The sequence below is a fragment of the Bradyrhizobium sp. CCBAU 45384 genome, assembly GCF_028128665.1.
In the GTDB taxonomy this organism is placed as follows: domain Bacteria; phylum Pseudomonadota; class Alphaproteobacteria; order Rhizobiales; family Xanthobacteraceae; genus Bradyrhizobium; species Bradyrhizobium manausense.
The window spans coordinates 622,120-636,560 of record NZ_LBIZ01000119.1 but is presented as its reverse complement, the minus strand read 5'-3'; the positions used below and the strand labels follow the sequence as shown (position 1 = coordinate 636,560).

The following is a 14,441-nucleotide window of genomic DNA, read 5'->3' as shown; positions in this document are numbered from 1 at the left end:
CATGGCTCACGCACCTCTCAAGCCCGGCGCTGCGTTCGCGTTCCGCAAGACTATGACCGTTGCCGAACAGGCGATGTTCACGGGAATCAGCGGCAATCTCGGCGGTCTCTACGTCGATGCCGTTCGCGCCAGGAAGGTCGGCGCCGCCAACATGGTTGCCTTCGAGCTCGCCGTCGGCGGTCTCGCTACCACCTGTCTCAGCCAGCTCGGCGGACCGACACGGCGGATCGGCAGCATCGCGCTGAACTTTGCCGCGCCGGTGATCGTCGGCGAGTCCGTCGAGGCCAGGGCCGAGATCGTCTCCGTTGATGGTGATGATGCGGTCTGTCGCGTTACCTGCACGCTGTCACCCTCAGGCGCGACCGTGGTGGACGGCACCGCGACACTGGTTCCCTTTGCCAAGGGCTGAGCCATGTACGAGCCAAAATCCTTTGATGATCTCAAGGTGAATGACAGGGTCAGCCTGAGCAAGACCATCACCGAGGCCGACGGCGCGCTTTATATCGCCGCCACCGGCGATTTTGGCCCGGTTCACGTCGATGAGGTCTATGCCGGCGCGACGCGCTTCGGTCGCCGGCTGGCGCCAGGGATCATGGTCGCGGGCCTCTGCACCAGCATCCTCACCTCTGAGCTGGTTGGCACCATCGGGGTCTCGGTAGAGGACCGCTTCTGGTTCACTGGTCCGGTGTTCTACGGCGACACGCTCACCTTCGACGTCTGGATTGCCGAGCAGCTCGATGAGACTCGCACCATCATCTGGGAGGCGAGCGCGCGCAACGAGAACGGCCTGGAAGTGCTGAAGGCGCGGGCGAGCCTGAAATTCCCGCGGCGCAAATCGTCATGAGCAAGCCGATGAAGAAACCCGACTTACGTGGCGTCACGGTCGCAACCGTGCTGCCCTTTAAGGATAATCTGTCCATCGACTGGGACGGTTATGCCCGCCTGCTCGACTATTGCGCCTGTCCGGACGGAATCGCGGCAGTGTTCGTCAATGGACATGCGGGCGAGGGCGGGTCGCTTTCGGATGATGAACGGCAGGCGGTGATCGCGCGGACGCGCCGGCAGATCGGCGGGAAGCCGCTGCTTTCGGGCATCATCGCGCATTCCACGGCGGAGGCGATCCATCAGGCGCAACTCGCGGAAGCTGCCGGCGCCGATTGCGCCGTGCTGTTCCCACCGGCGCCGCTGGGCGGCGGAGCATCCGCGACCTCGCGCGCGCCCCTGGCTTTCGTGCAGGCGGTGAGCTCCGCGATCGGAATTCCGGTCTCCATCTTCCAGTATCCGCTGGCGTCCGGCTTCGGCTATTCGCCGGAGACGCTGGCGAAGATCGCAGCGCTCGACAGCGTCATCGCCGTCAAGGAAGGCAGCGATACCATGCTGGCCTATGACGAGAACCGGCGGGCGGTGAAGCAGGCCGACGCTACTGTCGCCATCCTGCCGTCGAACTTCAACTGGTTCCTGCCGCAACTCGCCGTCGGCGGCGACGGCGTTCTCTCCGGCCTGGTCAGCCTCGCACCGCATTTGTTCGCAGAGCTGTGGCAGGCTGCGCTCGCCGACGACCTCAAGGCGATGCGCGCCGTCAACGAGCGGCTCTATCCGATCGTGCGGTCGATCTATGGGCCTGCGCCGATCATGGACATGCACACGCGCATGAAGGTCGGGCTGAAGGCGCTCGGCCTGATCCGCAACGCCGATCCGCGGCCGCCGCTGCTGCCGGTTCTGCCTGCACTGTGCGACGCCATCGCAACCACTGTCGGTGCCGCGCGCGCGGCCGGCGACATTCGACTGGCATGAGGGACGGGTGCATGCCGGACGAAGCCTTCATCCATATCGTGCGGGTCGACATCGATCCGGAGCACGAGGCTGCGTTCAACACCTGGTACGAGCAGAAGCACTTTCCCGATCTGCTCGCCTGTCCCGGCTGGCTCTCGGCAAGGCGCTTCGTCTCCATCGGCGACGGACCGAAATACGCAGCGATGTACGAAGTCGCGGGACGATGGGCATTCGAGACACCGGAGTTCCTGAAGGTGAAAGGCTTCGGTCCGTTTGAATCTCTGGTGAAGAATTTCATGCGCATCCAGCTGAGGCCGATGTCGGGACCCGCCTGAGCAGATCGAAGACGATGCTGCCTGCAGGATCGCAAGATCCGGCCGGCCGCATCCAAGAAACGTTGAGGGAATTCCGGAAGAGGGACTGCATCGGTTATTGGCGTCTTACTGGAGGTATTCATGGTTTCGACACTGCTTCGCTTGGGTGCTGCTGTACTCGTTCTCGCATCCGCGTCCGCGCATGCCGCGTGTACGCCCGCGATCACCGATGACAATCTGATCGCGCCCGGTAAACTGCAGCTCTCCATCAACCCGACCAATCCGCCGCAGCAATTCGTCGACAAGGACGGGCAGTTGCAGGGGCTCAACGTGGAACTCGCCGCCGAGCTCGGCAAGCGGTTGTGCCTTCCGGTCGAACTCGTCCGGATGGATTTTCCGGCGATGATTCCCGCGCTCAACGCCGCCCGCATCGACGGCATCGACACCGGCATGTTCTGGACCGAGGAACGCTCCAAGCTGATGTACATGGTGCCCTACGCCATTCAGGCGATTTCGGTCGTAGTTGCGCCCGACAGCGGCACAAAAATTGCTACTGAAAACGATCTGATCGGAAAGTCATCCGCGGTCGAGGTCAGCAGCTACCAGATGAACTGGCTCAAGAAACTCAGCGACGCCAGCGTTGCGAAAGGTGGAGCCGCCGTCGAGATGCGGACGTTCCCCACCGCGACCAACGTCGTCAGCGCGCTGCTTGCGGGCCAAGTGGATAACGCGCTGCTGGTCGATAGTGTCGCGCGCGATCTCACCAGCCGGGGCCGCGTCAAGGAAGTGCTGAGCGGCCTAGGCACCGCGCGTACGACGCTCGGCTTCCGTAACAAGGTGGTGGTTGACGCAGTCGTCAAGGCGCTCAACGCGATGCGGGCTGACGGCTTTTATCAGGCACTGTTCGACAAGTTCGGCCTGACTGCCATGCCGGCCGACCAGCCGCTTGCGATCGCCGGCCCCGGTCCGGCCTGATATCAACGGAGACGAGCCGATGAGCCATTTCAGTCCGACGGCCGCCGTCAATTACTTCTTCAACTACTTCCTGATGAAGGGAGTGCTCGTCACCATCGGCTTGACGGTGGCGGCGGTCGTCGGCGGATTGATCCTCGGCATGGGCATCGCGCTATTGCGCATGTCGTCCAATCCGGTGCTCGCGGGTGCCGCGCGCCTCTACATCTGGTTCTTCCGCGGCACGCCGCTCTTGATCCAGCTGGTGGTGATCTACAGCGGGCTGCCGCAGCTCGGGATCAAGTTCTCCGTGATCACCTGCGCCCTCGTCGGCCTGATCCTCAACGAGGCGGCCTATCTCGCCGAGATCGTGCGCAGCGGCTTCATGGCCGTCTCGGCGGGGCAACGCGAAGCGGCCTGGGCACTCAGCCTGTCGCCATGGGTGACGTTCCGTCGCGTCACCCTGCCGCAGGCGTTCCGGCTGATGATCCCGCCGCTCGGCAACTCCATCAACTCGCTGTTGAAGGCGACCTCGCTTGCTTCGGTGATCTCGGTCGAGGAGCTGATGCGCCGCAGTGACATGCTGATGCAGGAGCATTTCCAGATCCTCGAAGTCTATGCGGCCGCGACCGCCTATTACCTGATCCTCACATCAGTCTGGGATGCGGTGCAGCGCCGGCTCGAGAAGCATTTCGGACGGTCGAGCGTTGCGAAATCCAGGAAGGTCGCGACGGCGGCGCCGGTCACGCGGGCGAGCGCGGAGGCCCGGGCATGAGCCAGACACCGATGATGACGGAACGTGCAACAGTGCAGCCGCAGCTCCGTGAGGTACCTGCGGTGCGCATGGAGGCGGTCTACAAGCACTATGGTGACTTCACGGCGTTGAACGAGGTCGATCTCAAGGTCGCCAAGGGCGAGAAGATCGTTGTCTGTGGTCCCTCCGGCTCGGGCAAGTCGACGCTCATCCGCTGCATCAACCACATCGAGAAGCACGACGAGGGGCTGATCTATGTCAACGGCGTCGAACTCGACCATCAGCGCAAGAACATCGATGCGGTCAGACGCGACACCGGCATGGTATTCCAGAGCTTCAATCTGTTCCCGCACATGACGGTGCTGGAGAATTGCACTCTGGCGCCAATGACCGCGAACGGCATGAGCGAGGCGGAGGCCAAGGACCTCGCCATGCATTTCCTGACGAAAGTCCGGATTCCGGACCAGGCCGAGAAATATCCTGGGCAGCTCTCGGGCGGCCAGCAGCAGCGCGTCGCCATCGCGCGGGCACTCTGCATGCGTCCCAAGATCATGCTGTTCGACGAGCCGACCTCGGCGCTCGATCCTGAGATGGTCAAGGAGGTGCTGGAGACGATGAAGAAGCTCGCCGAAGAGGGCATGACCATGCTGTGCGTGACCCATGAAATGGGCTTTGCCCGCGAGGTTGCCGACCGCATCGTGTTCATGAACGAGGGCAAGGTGGTCGAGCAGGCCGCGCCTGAGGAATTCTTCAAGCATCCGAAGTCGGAGCGGGCGCGGACGTTCCTCGACCAGATCATTCACTAGATGGCGGCCGTATCCGGCGACATGACGCAAACATTTGGCGCGCGCCTGCGCGGCATCCACGCCGCCACGATCGTGCCGATGACGGCCGATTTCGCCGTGGATGAGGCGCAACTCTCAGCCCATCTCGCCGCAGTCGCGTGCACGCCCGGCATAAATGGGCTCCTCGTCAACGGTCATGCCGGCGAGAATTTCGTTCTGTCGCTGGCCGAGAAACTGCGGGTGGTGGAGCTGGCGCGCCGACACGCGCCGGAGGACTGCCTGATTGTCTCGGGGGTCAATCATGAATCGAGCCTCGAGGCCGCGCGCGAGGCGGCTGCGCTGGAGAGGGCCGGCGCGGATGGGCTGCTGGTGTTTCCTCCCAACAGCTGGGCGCTCGGCCATGCCGATGACTGCGTGATCGAGCATCACCGCCGGATCCGCGATGCGACGGCCGCACCGCTGATGCTCTATGCCGCGCCCGTCGGCGCGGGCGCGATGCCCTACGTCCCGTCGCTGCTGGAACGGCTCGTCGAAGATCCTCGCTTCGTTGCGATCAAGGAGGGCAGCTGGGAGGTTGCGACGTATGAGCAGAACTCGCGGCTGATCCGCCAGCTGCGTCCGGACTTCGTCGTGCTCGGCTCCGGCGACGAACATCTGCTGACGAGCTATCTCGTCGGCTCGGCCGGCAGCCAGGTCAGCCTCGCCTGCGTGGTGCCGGAGCTTGTCGTCAGCCTCTGGGATGCGGCCGAGGCAGGCGACTGGGCGCGGGCGCGCGCCGCGCATGAGAAGCTCTATCCCCTTGCTGTCGCGATCTATCGCAATGCGCCGGGAGGACGGGCGACGGCGCGGCTCAAGGCGTGCCTGAAATTGCTTGGACGTCTTTCGTGTGACGCAGTACGACCGCCGCAGCCCTCGGCCACGCCAAACGAGTTGCGAGCACTCGAACAGGCGCTGCGGATCACCGGCGTACTCTAGGAAACGAAGAACGATGCGCGCCAACCTTCAATTGACGAAGCGCTTCCCAGCTTCAGCTCAAGGCGTGACCAGCCAATCCGTAGACCCACGGCTCGTTTTCCTTTCGGTTCAGGAATCGCCGCCCCTTGGACATGGTCGTGACGGTGTCGTGCATCCCGAGGCGGCTCTGTTGAAGGAAGTCCGCAAACAGGCCCGTTTGCTCCCGCGTATCCACGCGGGCGAACCTTCCGGCGAGATCCTTGAGATGGACGGCCGTAAGATGGATCGCGTCACAATCATTGCTGGCGACGATCGGGCCGATCACATGACCGCGCCCGAATTCGCGCTTCATGGAATAACCGACGGTCTCACCGGCGCGGCGCAGGACGAAGATTGACGCGCCTTCGGAAAGCAGTGCAAGCAGCTTGTGACGGTTGGCTCCGAACGCGCGCTCGTCCAGTGCCGCGATCGCTTCGGTATCGTCGGTGGACAGCGGGCTCAATTCACCATCCAGCGCCGGCACTGGCGGAGGTGGTGACACGACCTCGCCTTGCCACTGATACACCGTGGCCTCCTTCGTGAAGCCCAGCGAAAGATATAGATGATACGCGGCATCGGTCGAGTTGAGGCTCAAATTCCGGTTGCCACACCGCTCGAACACCTGCTCCATGAGCCAACGGCCAGTACCCTGAGCCTGGGTTCGAGGCGATGTGATCACGAGGCCAATGGTCGCGAATTCGCGGCCATATGGAAACCACATCGCGCTGCCGAAGACGCGTCCTATGCCATCAACGGCTACGATCCCGTGGCCTGCGCGGCGCAAGAAATCCCAATCCTTGGGCCGATGCGGCCAGCCAACCCCAGCCGAGAGCGCGTGGAGCAGCGTCACATCAACGTCGTTGACGTCTTTCGCAGCCAGTTCAAAGGACTTCACGCGTACCGTTCGTCCCATCTCGACTCGTCCATTCCTTCGCGGGATGCCAATCTCTCGCACATCGCGCCTTTTCTCTCCCGCCAAAATGGACAGCGGGCGCATTTCGCCGCACTATCGCACGGAAAGCCAGCAGGTTTCGCCTGTTTGGGCCTTCTTTTCGAAATCTTCGGCCTGTCTTGCAACGTAATTCGGCAGGGAAAGCTCCGGCTTGCAGCTACCCTCTCGGTGTTCGGCAAGAACTGTGCAGGCAGAGCGGATCGCCCTGAATCCCCAAGAGAGTCTTGCAAGGCTAATCGCTTTTCCCGGCGTCGTCGACATGCCGGGCGGGGCAGGGGCGTGCATCGATGGCATTTCTTTTCAATTCTGATGCTGCCAGGGGGGCAATCTTCCGGAAGGCTTTTGCGTGCGAGCTCCCCGATCTGGAATTTTACCATTGCAGCGAAAATTTCGACCCGGAAAAGGTGCGCTACCTGCTGACCTGGAGCGCGCCCGACGATCTCTCGCGCTTTTGTAATCTGGAGTTGCTCTTTTCCATAGGGGCTGGGGTCGACCAGTTCAAGCCGGAGACCATACCTGGTCATGTAAAGCTCGTGCGCATGGTCGAGGATGGCATCGTTCGCATGATGCAGGAATACGTCGTCCTTGGTGTGCTGACGCTGCATCGCGAGATGCTGGCCTACCGGGAGCAGCAGAGCAGGGGCGTTTGGCAAGCGCTAGCAACGTCCCAGGCGACCGATCGGCGTATTGGCTTCCTCGGCCTTGGCATGCTGGCGCAAGCCGCGATCGACCGCTTGAAGCCGTTTCGATTTTCCCTTGCCACGTGGAGCCGCAGCAAGAAGGTGGTCGAGGGAGTCGCCTGCTTTCATGGGGACGACCAGCTTGGCGATTTCCTGCGAGGAACAGATATCCTCGTCTGTCTTCTTCCCCTGACGGAGCAAACAAGCGGCATCCTGAACGCAAGGCTCTTCTCGCTTTTGCCAGCGGGAGCGAGGCTGCTACACGTCGGCCGCGGCCCGCAGCTTGACCAGGGCGCACTGATCGAGGCGCTCGACAGCGGGCATTTGGCAGCAGCGATGCTTGACGTCACCGATCCCGAGCCGCTGCCGGAAAGCCATCCACTCTGGTCTCATCCGAAGGTGATCATCACGCCGCATATCGCGTCCGTGACGCAACCGCATTCGGCAGCACAAGCCGTCATAGAGAACATCCGGCGTCACCGTGCTGGACAAAATCCGATCGGCCTTGTCGATCGAGCACTCGGCTACTAACAGGAAAAACGCCATGTCACTTCTGATCACCATCGACACCAATCCGGACTTCGCACCGAAGAACGCATTGCCTGCCCCGGAACGGCTCATTTCCGGCAATCCATCGTTCAAGACCTGGGCCCAGGACGCCTCGAAAGGCGAGAAGGTGCTGACCGGCGTCTGGGAAGCAACGCCGGGCGAGACCCATTCCATCAAGGGCACCACCTTCGAGTTCTGCCACATTCTCTCGGGCGTCATCGAAATCGAGGAAAAGGGGGGTGAGACCAGGAGGTACCGCGCCGGCGACAGCTTTGTGATGAAGCCCGGCTTCGTCGGGGTCTGGCGGACGATCGAGACCGTGCGAAAGATCTACGTCTGCCATTATGACTGAGACAACGTTGAGGGCAGCACTAGCAGCCCTCAGAATGTTCGACCTCCGGGACCGCGCCTAACCAAATTCAACGCGGCAAGTCACTTCATTCTTGATGAAAAATGCGGCGTGCCGTCCTGTACTGCTCGCATGAGACGGCTTCGTCTCGCCACGCGCAAATCAGACGGTGATGGTGAGGCCGGGCCTGAAGCCAAGGAGCAAGCCCATGATTGCGTTGAAGGACAAGGATCTGTTTCGCCAGCAAGCGCTGATCCGCGGCAACTGGCGGGATGCGAGCACGAAAGCCACCGTTGATGTCATCGATCCTGCCAGCCAGAAAGTCCTTGGCACCATCCCCGACATGGGCCGAGACGAGACCAGGGCAGCAATCGAGGCTGCGGCCGCTGCGTTCAAGCACTGGAAGGCAAAGGCTCATGCAGAGCGTGCCGCGCTGCTGGAGCGTTGGTACGAGCTCATGCGACGCCATGAGCAGGATTTGGCGCTTCTGCTCACGCTGGAACAGGGCAAGCCGCTGGCGGAATCGCTCGGAGAAATCCGTTATGGCGCATCCTTCGTCAAATGGTTTGCCGAAGAGGCCCGCCGCATCAACGGATCGACTATCCCGGCGCCCACAGCCGATCGTCGCATTCTGGTGCTGAAAGAGCCCGTCGGCGTCTGCGGGATCATCACGCCCTGGAATTTCCCCAACGCGATGATCACGCGCAAGGTGGCACCAGCGCTTGCCGCGGGCTGCACAGTCGTCATCAAACCTTCCGAATTTACGCCTTTTTCAGCTCTCGCCATTGCTGTTCTGGCTGAGCGGGCCGGAATTCCGGCGGGCGTGATCAACATCGTGACGGGCATGCCGGCAGACATTGGCGCAGAGCTGATGGCCAACGAAACCGTCCGCAAGATCTCGTTCACCGGATCGACCCGCGTCGGCGCTTTGCTGATGAAGGGCGCCGCCGACAACATCAAGAGACTGAGCCTTGAGCTCGGTGGCAACGCGCCGTTCATCGTTTTTGACGATGCCGATATCGACCGGGCGGTCGAGGGGGCGATTGCGTCAAAATTTCGCAATGGCGGGCAAACGTGCGTCTGCTGCAATCGCATTCTGGTTCAATCCGGCATTTACGACGCCTTCGCCCGGAAGCTTGCCAGCCAGGTCGCAAAAATGAAGGTCGGTCCCGGCACGGAAGACGACGTTGCGATTGGGCCGATGATCAATGGCGCGGCGATCGAGAAGATCAAGCGGCACGTTACGGACGCCCTGAACAAGGGCGCAAAGATCATCGCGGAGAGTGGGGCGGTGCCGGAAGGTCGGCAATATGCCCGCCCTGTCGTGCTCGGCGGCGCAACCACCGAGATGCTGCTGGCTTCAGAGGAGACCTTCGGGCCGGTCGCACCGCTTTTCCGCTTCGAGACCGAGGACGAGGCGATTGCGATCGCAAATGGCACGCCATTCGGCCTTGCCGCCTATTTCTATACTGAAAACCTCCAACGCTCATGGCGTGTTGCCGAGGCGCTCGAGTTCGGCATGGTCGGCTTGAACACCGGCCTGATCTCGACCGAGGTGGCGCCGTTCGGTGGCGTCAAGCAGTCGGGCCTCGGACGCGAGGGATCCCAGCTCGGGATAGAAGAATATCTCGAGACCAAGGCGCTCCATGTCGGCGGTTTGGACTGAGCGGCCATCGAATCAGCAGCTGAAACAAGAAAAGGGGGCGGTCGAACCGCCCCCTTTTTCCTTCACTGCGTACCGATCTCGATTGAAGCTTTTGAAGAGCTGAAGCGCAACGAGAGAACCCGAGGGAACTGCGCTCAGGCGCTTTTGCGCAGGGGCTCAAGGCCGACTGCCGCAGCAAGCCCTCCGATGTCAGCGACCTCGGTGTATTCATAGAAGGGGTTCGCGGGCTCGTGACCGCGGTTGACCCAGACCTTGTTCTTGATTCCGAGATCGTAGGCCGTCATCAGGTCGTAGCGGAAGGAGGAGGAGACGTGGGTAATGTCTTCCGGCCCGCAGCCCAGCTTGTCAAACATGTACTCAAAGCCCTTCATGTGCGGCTTGTAGGCGCCGGTTTCCTCGGCCGTGATGACCATGTGGAAGGGGGCACCGAGCTTCTCCACGTTCGACATGATGAGGTTCTTCATGGAGTTCGACAGGATGACCAGCGGAATCTCCCTGGCGACTTTGGCCAGACCCGCTGGGACGTCGGGATGTGGACCCCATGTGTGGATCTCTTCATTGATGCGCTGGGCATGCTCCGGACGAAATGCGATGCCGTTGCGCTTGCACGCGCGCTCCAGCGCATTGTGCACGACCTCGAAGTACGGCTTCCAGGCGCCGAGAACCTCGTCGAGGCGGTAAGCCGAAAAATCCTTGATCAGCTTTGCCATAGCCGTCGACGAGAGCTCGGAGCCATAGACTCTCCTTGCTGCGCCGGCCATGTCGAAATTGGTCAGCGTGCCGTAACAGTCGAAGGTGATGTACTTGGGTCTAAACGTTGCCATGGCTCGATCCTTTTCGTCCTCACGCACCGCGCTCCGGTACGACAGGGATCATAGCGGGCAGACGGCCGGATAAAGCACCGCTGTCGCGGCGGCCGGAAGCAGATTGTGTCGTATCGGATCGCAGGCATGGCAGAGAGTTGTGCGAACAGGTGATTTCGACTTGAGCACCAATGCCTGGCGCAGGCCGATGCCGGCATAAGATGCGGCGCAGGTCGTCAATGACAGTCAAAATGCCCTTCGTCGATGTCCAGCCTGGGAGCAAGTGCTGTTCTGGGCGTCTTACGTTGAGCTCCGAAGACATCGGAGCGGGCCGCACGAGCATTGCGGCTGATCTGGAGGACGACATGTTGAGCAACTCGCTGATTGAGCTCGATCGCGCGCATCTGATTCACCCGGTCTCATCCTATCGCAGCCACGAGGCGACAGGCGTCCGTGTGCTGAAGTCGGGGAAGGGCGCGACGCTGACCGACGTCTCGGGACGTCAATTGCTGGACGGTTTTGCGGGCCTGTGGTGTGTCAATGCCGGCTACGGACAGGACAGCATCGTCGAGGCGGCCTTGAGTCAGCTCCGCGAGCTGCCTTATGCGACGGGCTATTTCGGGTTGGGCTCCGACCCGGCGATCCGGCTGGCCGCCAGGCTGGCTGAATTGGCGCCTGGCGATCTGAACCATGTCTATTTCACCTTGGGCGGCTCCGATGCCGTCGACAGCACGATCCGGTTCATCCGGTACTATTATCACGCCAAGGGTAGGCCGCAGAAGGACCAGTTCATTTCGCTCGAGCATGGCTACCATGGATCGTCGACCGCCGGATCCGGCCTGACTGCTCTGCCGGCCTTTCATGCGGGATTTGGAGTGCCATACAACTGGCAGCACAAGATTCCGTCGCACTACGCCTATCGCAATCCTGTCGGTCCCCATCCACAGGCCATCATTGCGGCCTCGGTCGCGGCGTTGCGAGCCAAGATCGCCGAACTCGGCGCCGAACGCGTCGCCGCCTTCTATGTCGAGCCGATACAGGGGTCAGGAGGCGTCCTCGTTCCGCCGCCGTCTTGGCTGAAGGCGATGCATGCTGTTTGCAGGGAGCACGATGTTCTGTTCGTTGCCGATGAGGTCATCACCGGCTTCGGCCGTGTCGGTCCGCTGTTCGCTTGTGAAGAGGACGATGTCGTGCCGGATCTCATGACCACGGCCAAGGGCCTGACGTCGGGCTATGTGCCGATGGGGGCCGTTCTGATGTCCGACCGCGTCTACAACACCATTGCAGACGGCGCCGGCAAGGCGGCTGTCGGCCACGGCTACACCTATTCCGCACACCCCGTCAGCGCAGCCGTCGGGCTCGCGTGCCTGGATCTTTACGAAAACGGCCTGCTGGAGAACGGCCGTAAGGCCGGGCATCGTCTGATGGAAGGACTTCGCGGGCTTGCCGATCATCCGCTCGTCGGCGATGTCAGGGGTCGTGGTATGCTGGGCGCAATCGAGCTCGTCACCGACAAGCAGCGCAAGACGCCGCTGCCGGCGGAAGCCGACGCGGCGCGCCGTATCTTCGATCGTGCATGGGACAACGGCCTCGTCATCCGCGCCTTCGCGCAGGGCGTGCTGGGCTATGCGCCGCCGCTCTGCTGCACGGATGCGGATATCGACGGCATCATCGAACGGACAAGGGTCACGCTCGACCAGACGCTCGAAGACAAGGACGTCCGCGCAGCGATGAACGGTTGATCGCTGCGCCTGCTTGTCAGCTATTGAAGATGCTTTCGAGCGGCAAATGGGACTTCACGATCGGCGATTTCAGCACGACGAAACTGAAATATTTGTCGATGCCGATATCCATCTCGACCAGGCGTTCCATGACCGCCTGGTACTCGCTGATCCCGGCCGTGATGAATTTGACGAGATAGTCGTATCCGCCCGAAACGAGATGGCACTCGACGACGGAATCGATCTTTTCGATCGTCGTGAGAAAGCGCGCGAAATCGATTTGACGATGATTCTTGAGGGTGATTTCGGCGAAGACAGTGAGAGTTTGGCCGAGCTTGGAAACGTCAATCCGGGCGGAATAGCCGGTGATGAAACCTTCCGTCTGGAGCCTCTTCACCCGCATCAGGCACGGGCTCGGAGAAAGGTTGATCAGCTCTGCGAGCTCGACGTTGGAAATCCGCCCGTTCTTCTGTAGTTCGCATAAAATCCTGATGTCGATCTTATCAAGCTTCATCGCAATGCCATGAGATGGGGGCGACAACGGCGTCAAGGATCTGAGACTTCTGCGTCATACACATCGTCATAACATCAACCAGCATGTTTTCCCACCGGACCGTGGAAATTGCCTTTAGAACTCGCTGACCTTGCCCCAGGCGCTCATTTTCAGCCGCTCCGGCCTGTAAGGCCGCGGATCGACAATGGGCGGACTGCCCGTGATGATGTCGGCGATCATATGCCCCGCGCCTGGGCCAATTCCAAAACCGTGGCCGCTGAATCCCGCCGCAAGAATGAAACCTGGAATCGATTCAACTTCACCGATTGCGGGAATGCCGTCCGGCGTGCTGTCGATGTAGCCGGCCCAGACGTTCGAGATCGTGACGTGCCGGAGTTCCGGCACGAGCTTGCAGGCTCTTCGGTGCGTCAGCCGAATCTGCCTCATGTCAGGGCGCGGATCGAGCGTCCGGTTCAGCTCCATCGGAGTCACCGCGTCGAGACGCCATTTCGCCAGGGATTCATGGCCCTGCCTCAGGCCCTCGAAAGCCCCAGGGCTGAGACTTCGCCACCGGCGCGCGAACATGGGCAGGAATTCGCGGCCGAACCTGAACTGCTGCGGCGTCGGATCGACCCGCGCTCGCCCGCTGATTGCCAGCGTGTATCCGCCGTTGCCGCGTCGCGTGGCCGATACGAGCCCGGCGTACAGGGCATCAGGCAGCCCGGCCGCGCCGGGAGCCAGGGCGAGAATGGAAGAGCGCACGGATGCCTGCGGAAAGCGAATACCCAGCTGGTTGCAAAACGAAGACGCCCACGCGCCTCCTGCCATGACCACCGTTTTCGTCCGGATCGTGCCGGCTTCGGTCACCACTCCGCTGACCCGGCCGGCAGTGAGCTCTATGCCGCGCGCCGCGCAATGCTGGTGCACGGTGCCGCCCGCCGCCATGATCGCACGCGCCGCGATGGGCACGGCCTTTGAGGTATCAGCCGTCCCATCGGTTGGCGAGAAGACGCCGCCTTTCCACTTGCGACCGGTCATCTTGCCTCTCGCGTTCGCCTCCTCGGCGCTCAACATGTGCGTCGTAACGCCGACGGTCCTGGCGAAGTCGCGCCACTTGGCCCAGCCGGCCAGCTCATTTTCGTCGTTTGACAAGTACAGCAGACCGCAACGGCGAAAACCGATATCCTCACCCGTCTCCTCGGCAACTCGCTCCCAGAGCGCGAGGCTCTTGGTCGCAAGCGGCAGCTCGCGGGCGTCGCGGTTCTGCTGGCGGCACCATCCCCAGTTGCGGCTTGACTGTTCGGCGGCGACGCGGCCCTTTTCAAGCAGGGCGACCTTGAGGCCACGACGGGCGAGATAGTAGCTCGTGAATACGCCCACCACGCCGCCGCCGATGACCACGACGTCTGTCTCACGAGGCAAGGACGGACTGGATTCGATATGCAGGAGCGGTGCGCTCATCGGACGGTGATCTCCGGTGGTTGCCGTAGCGTAACCGAGGAGTTGCGGCAGGCCTGGCGGACTTTGGTGGTGTGACCGAATATCATGCGGTTTGCTGCCTTTGAGACAGGCAATTATTGCGACAATTCTTTGCATGCGCCGCAGTTTGCAGAGGCGAGGCCGATGCAGGTGACCCTGCAATCCATCGCGCGCTCTCT

General features: G+C 61.9%; 16 protein-coding genes. 12 read left to right on the top strand and 4 right to left on the bottom strand.

Annotation, left to right across the window (positions count from 1 at the left end; translation table 11 throughout):
* The first annotated feature begins 1 nt into the window (after position 1).
* From XH80_RS39590 to XH80_RS39555, 8 genes are all read left to right on the top strand, one after another.
* Positions 2-409, top strand: coding sequence for a MaoC/PaaZ C-terminal domain-containing protein (locus XH80_RS39590; protein WP_271603293.1), 408 nt, complete (start codon positions 2-4; stop codon positions 407-409).
* A 3-nt stretch (positions 410-412) separates the two neighbouring features.
* Entirely contained in the window at positions 413-844 is a 432-nt protein-coding gene (locus XH80_RS39585) for a MaoC/PaaZ C-terminal domain-containing protein (RefSeq protein ID WP_057758536.1), read from the top strand.
* Positions 845-852: 8 nt separating this feature from the next.
* Entirely contained in the window at positions 853-1,794 is a 942-nt protein-coding gene (locus XH80_RS39580) for a dihydrodipicolinate synthase family protein (RefSeq protein WP_271603292.1), read from the top strand.
* An 11-nt stretch (positions 1,795-1,805) separates the two neighbouring features.
* Positions 1,806-2,108, top strand: a complete 303-nt coding sequence (locus tag XH80_RS39575) for a DUF4286 family protein (RefSeq protein ID WP_057758532.1) — start codon at positions 1,806-1,808, stop codon at positions 2,106-2,108.
* Between the two features lie 120 nt (positions 2,109-2,228).
* Positions 2,229-3,062 (top strand): ABC transporter substrate-binding protein, encoded by an 834-nt coding sequence (locus XH80_RS39570; protein WP_271603291.1) that lies wholly within the window; start codon positions 2,229-2,231, stop codon positions 3,060-3,062.
* Positions 3,063-3,081: 19 nt separating this feature from the next.
* A complete protein-coding gene (locus tag XH80_RS39565) occupies positions 3,082-3,813 on the top strand; it encodes an amino acid ABC transporter permease (RefSeq protein WP_271603290.1) in 732 nt (243 codons plus the stop codon).
* Positions 3,810-4,598 (top strand): amino acid ABC transporter ATP-binding protein, encoded by a 789-nt coding sequence (locus XH80_RS39560; RefSeq protein ID WP_409363885.1) that lies wholly within the window; start codon positions 3,810-3,812, stop codon positions 4,596-4,598. The genes XH80_RS39565 and XH80_RS39560 overlap by 4 nt, the downstream gene beginning before the upstream one ends.
* Positions 4,599-5,552, top strand: a complete 954-nt coding sequence (locus XH80_RS39555) for a dihydrodipicolinate synthase family protein (RefSeq protein ID WP_271603289.1) — start codon at positions 4,599-4,601, stop codon at positions 5,550-5,552. It begins immediately after the preceding gene.
* 52 nt (positions 5,553-5,604) lie between these two features.
* Here XH80_RS39555 and XH80_RS39550 read toward each other — a convergent pair whose 3' ends face one another.
* Positions 5,605-6,483, bottom strand: a complete 879-nt coding sequence (locus XH80_RS39550; RefSeq protein ID WP_271603288.1) for a GNAT family N-acetyltransferase — start codon at positions 6,481-6,483, stop codon at positions 5,605-5,607.
* Positions 6,484-6,809: 326 nt separating this feature from the next.
* On the opposite strand from XH80_RS39550, the gene XH80_RS39545 reads away from it, so the two are divergent.
* The 3 genes from XH80_RS39545 to XH80_RS39535 all read left to right on the top strand — a co-directional run bounded on the left by XH80_RS39545 (position 6,810) and on the right by XH80_RS39535 (position 9,766).
* Positions 6,810-7,733, top strand: coding sequence for a 2-hydroxyacid dehydrogenase (locus XH80_RS39545; protein WP_271603287.1), 924 nt, complete (start codon positions 6,810-6,812; stop codon positions 7,731-7,733).
* A gap of 13 nt (positions 7,734-7,746) precedes the next feature.
* Complete coding sequence (locus XH80_RS39540) at positions 7,747-8,103, top strand: cupin domain-containing protein (RefSeq protein WP_057758522.1); 357 nt, start codon at positions 7,747-7,749, stop codon at positions 8,101-8,103.
* 205 nt (positions 8,104-8,308) lie between these two features.
* Positions 8,309-9,766 carry an NAD-dependent succinate-semialdehyde dehydrogenase gene (locus tag XH80_RS39535; RefSeq protein ID WP_271603286.1) on the top strand — a complete coding sequence of 486 codons (1,458 nt, stop codon included), beginning with the start codon at positions 8,309-8,311 and terminating at the stop codon, positions 9,764-9,766.
* A 134-nt stretch (positions 9,767-9,900) separates the two neighbouring features.
* Here the strand turns inward: XH80_RS39535 and XH80_RS39530 are convergent, their stop codons facing one another.
* The gene (locus tag XH80_RS39530; RefSeq protein ID WP_271603285.1) at positions 9,901-10,590 is read right to left on the bottom strand and encodes a haloacid dehalogenase type II; all 690 of its coding nucleotides are present in this window, start codon (positions 10,588-10,590) and stop codon (positions 9,901-9,903) included.
* Between the two features lie 344 nt (positions 10,591-10,934).
* Between XH80_RS39530 and XH80_RS39525 the strand changes: the two genes are divergently transcribed.
* Entirely contained in the window at positions 10,935-12,311 is a 1,377-nt protein-coding gene (locus tag XH80_RS39525; RefSeq protein WP_271603284.1) for an aspartate aminotransferase family protein, read from the top strand.
* Between the two features lie 16 nt (positions 12,312-12,327).
* On the opposite strand, the gene XH80_RS39520 is transcribed toward XH80_RS39525, so the two are convergent.
* Complete coding sequence (locus tag XH80_RS39520; RefSeq protein WP_220001809.1) at positions 12,328-12,804, bottom strand: Lrp/AsnC family transcriptional regulator; 477 nt, start codon at positions 12,802-12,804, stop codon at positions 12,328-12,330.
* Positions 12,805-12,918: 114 nt separating this feature from the next.
* Entirely contained in the window at positions 12,919-14,244 is a 1,326-nt protein-coding gene (locus XH80_RS39515; RefSeq protein WP_271603283.1) for an NAD(P)/FAD-dependent oxidoreductase, read from the bottom strand.
* Positions 14,245-14,441 lie beyond the last annotated feature (197 nt).

Bases quoted from the DNA above. Each gene is read 5' to 3' on its own strand.
- XH80_RS39590 (WP_271603293.1), top strand. From the start codon at position 2: ATGGCTCACGCACCTCTCAAGCCCGGCGCTGCGTTCGCGTTCCGCAAG.
- XH80_RS39585 (WP_057758536.1), top strand. From the start codon at position 413: ATGTACGAGCCAAAATCCTTTGATGATCTCAAGGTGAATGACAGGGTC.
- XH80_RS39580 (WP_271603292.1), top strand. From the start codon at position 853: ATGAAGAAACCCGACTTACGTGGCGTCACGGTCGCAACCGTGCTGCCC.
- XH80_RS39575 (WP_057758532.1), top strand. From the start codon at position 1,806: ATGCCGGACGAAGCCTTCATCCATATCGTGCGGGTCGACATCGATCCG.
- XH80_RS39570 (WP_271603291.1), top strand. From the start codon at position 2,229: ATGGTTTCGACACTGCTTCGCTTGGGTGCTGCTGTACTCGTTCTCGCA.
- XH80_RS39565 (WP_271603290.1), top strand. From the start codon at position 3,082: ATGAGCCATTTCAGTCCGACGGCCGCCGTCAATTACTTCTTCAACTAC.
- XH80_RS39560 (WP_409363885.1), top strand. From the start codon at position 3,810: ATGAGCCAGACACCGATGATGACGGAACGTGCAACAGTGCAGCCGCAG.
- XH80_RS39555 (WP_271603289.1), top strand. From the start codon at position 4,599: ATGGCGGCCGTATCCGGCGACATGACGCAAACATTTGGCGCGCGCCTG.
- XH80_RS39550 (WP_271603288.1), bottom strand. From the start codon at position 6,483: ATGGGACGAACGGTACGCGTGAAGTCCTTTGAACTGGCTGCGAAAGAC.
- XH80_RS39545 (WP_271603287.1), top strand. From the start codon at position 6,810: ATGGCATTTCTTTTCAATTCTGATGCTGCCAGGGGGGCAATCTTCCGG.
- XH80_RS39540 (WP_057758522.1), top strand. From the start codon at position 7,747: ATGTCACTTCTGATCACCATCGACACCAATCCGGACTTCGCACCGAAG.
- XH80_RS39535 (WP_271603286.1), top strand. From the start codon at position 8,309: ATGATTGCGTTGAAGGACAAGGATCTGTTTCGCCAGCAAGCGCTGATC.
- XH80_RS39530 (WP_271603285.1), bottom strand. From the start codon at position 10,590: ATGGCAACGTTTAGACCCAAGTACATCACCTTCGACTGTTACGGCACG.
- XH80_RS39525 (WP_271603284.1), top strand. From the start codon at position 10,935: ATGTTGAGCAACTCGCTGATTGAGCTCGATCGCGCGCATCTGATTCAC.
- XH80_RS39520 (WP_220001809.1), bottom strand. From the start codon at position 12,804: ATGAAGCTTGATAAGATCGACATCAGGATTTTATGCGAACTACAGAAG.
- XH80_RS39515 (WP_271603283.1), bottom strand. From the start codon at position 14,244: ATGAGCGCACCGCTCCTGCATATCGAATCCAGTCCGTCCTTGCCTCGT.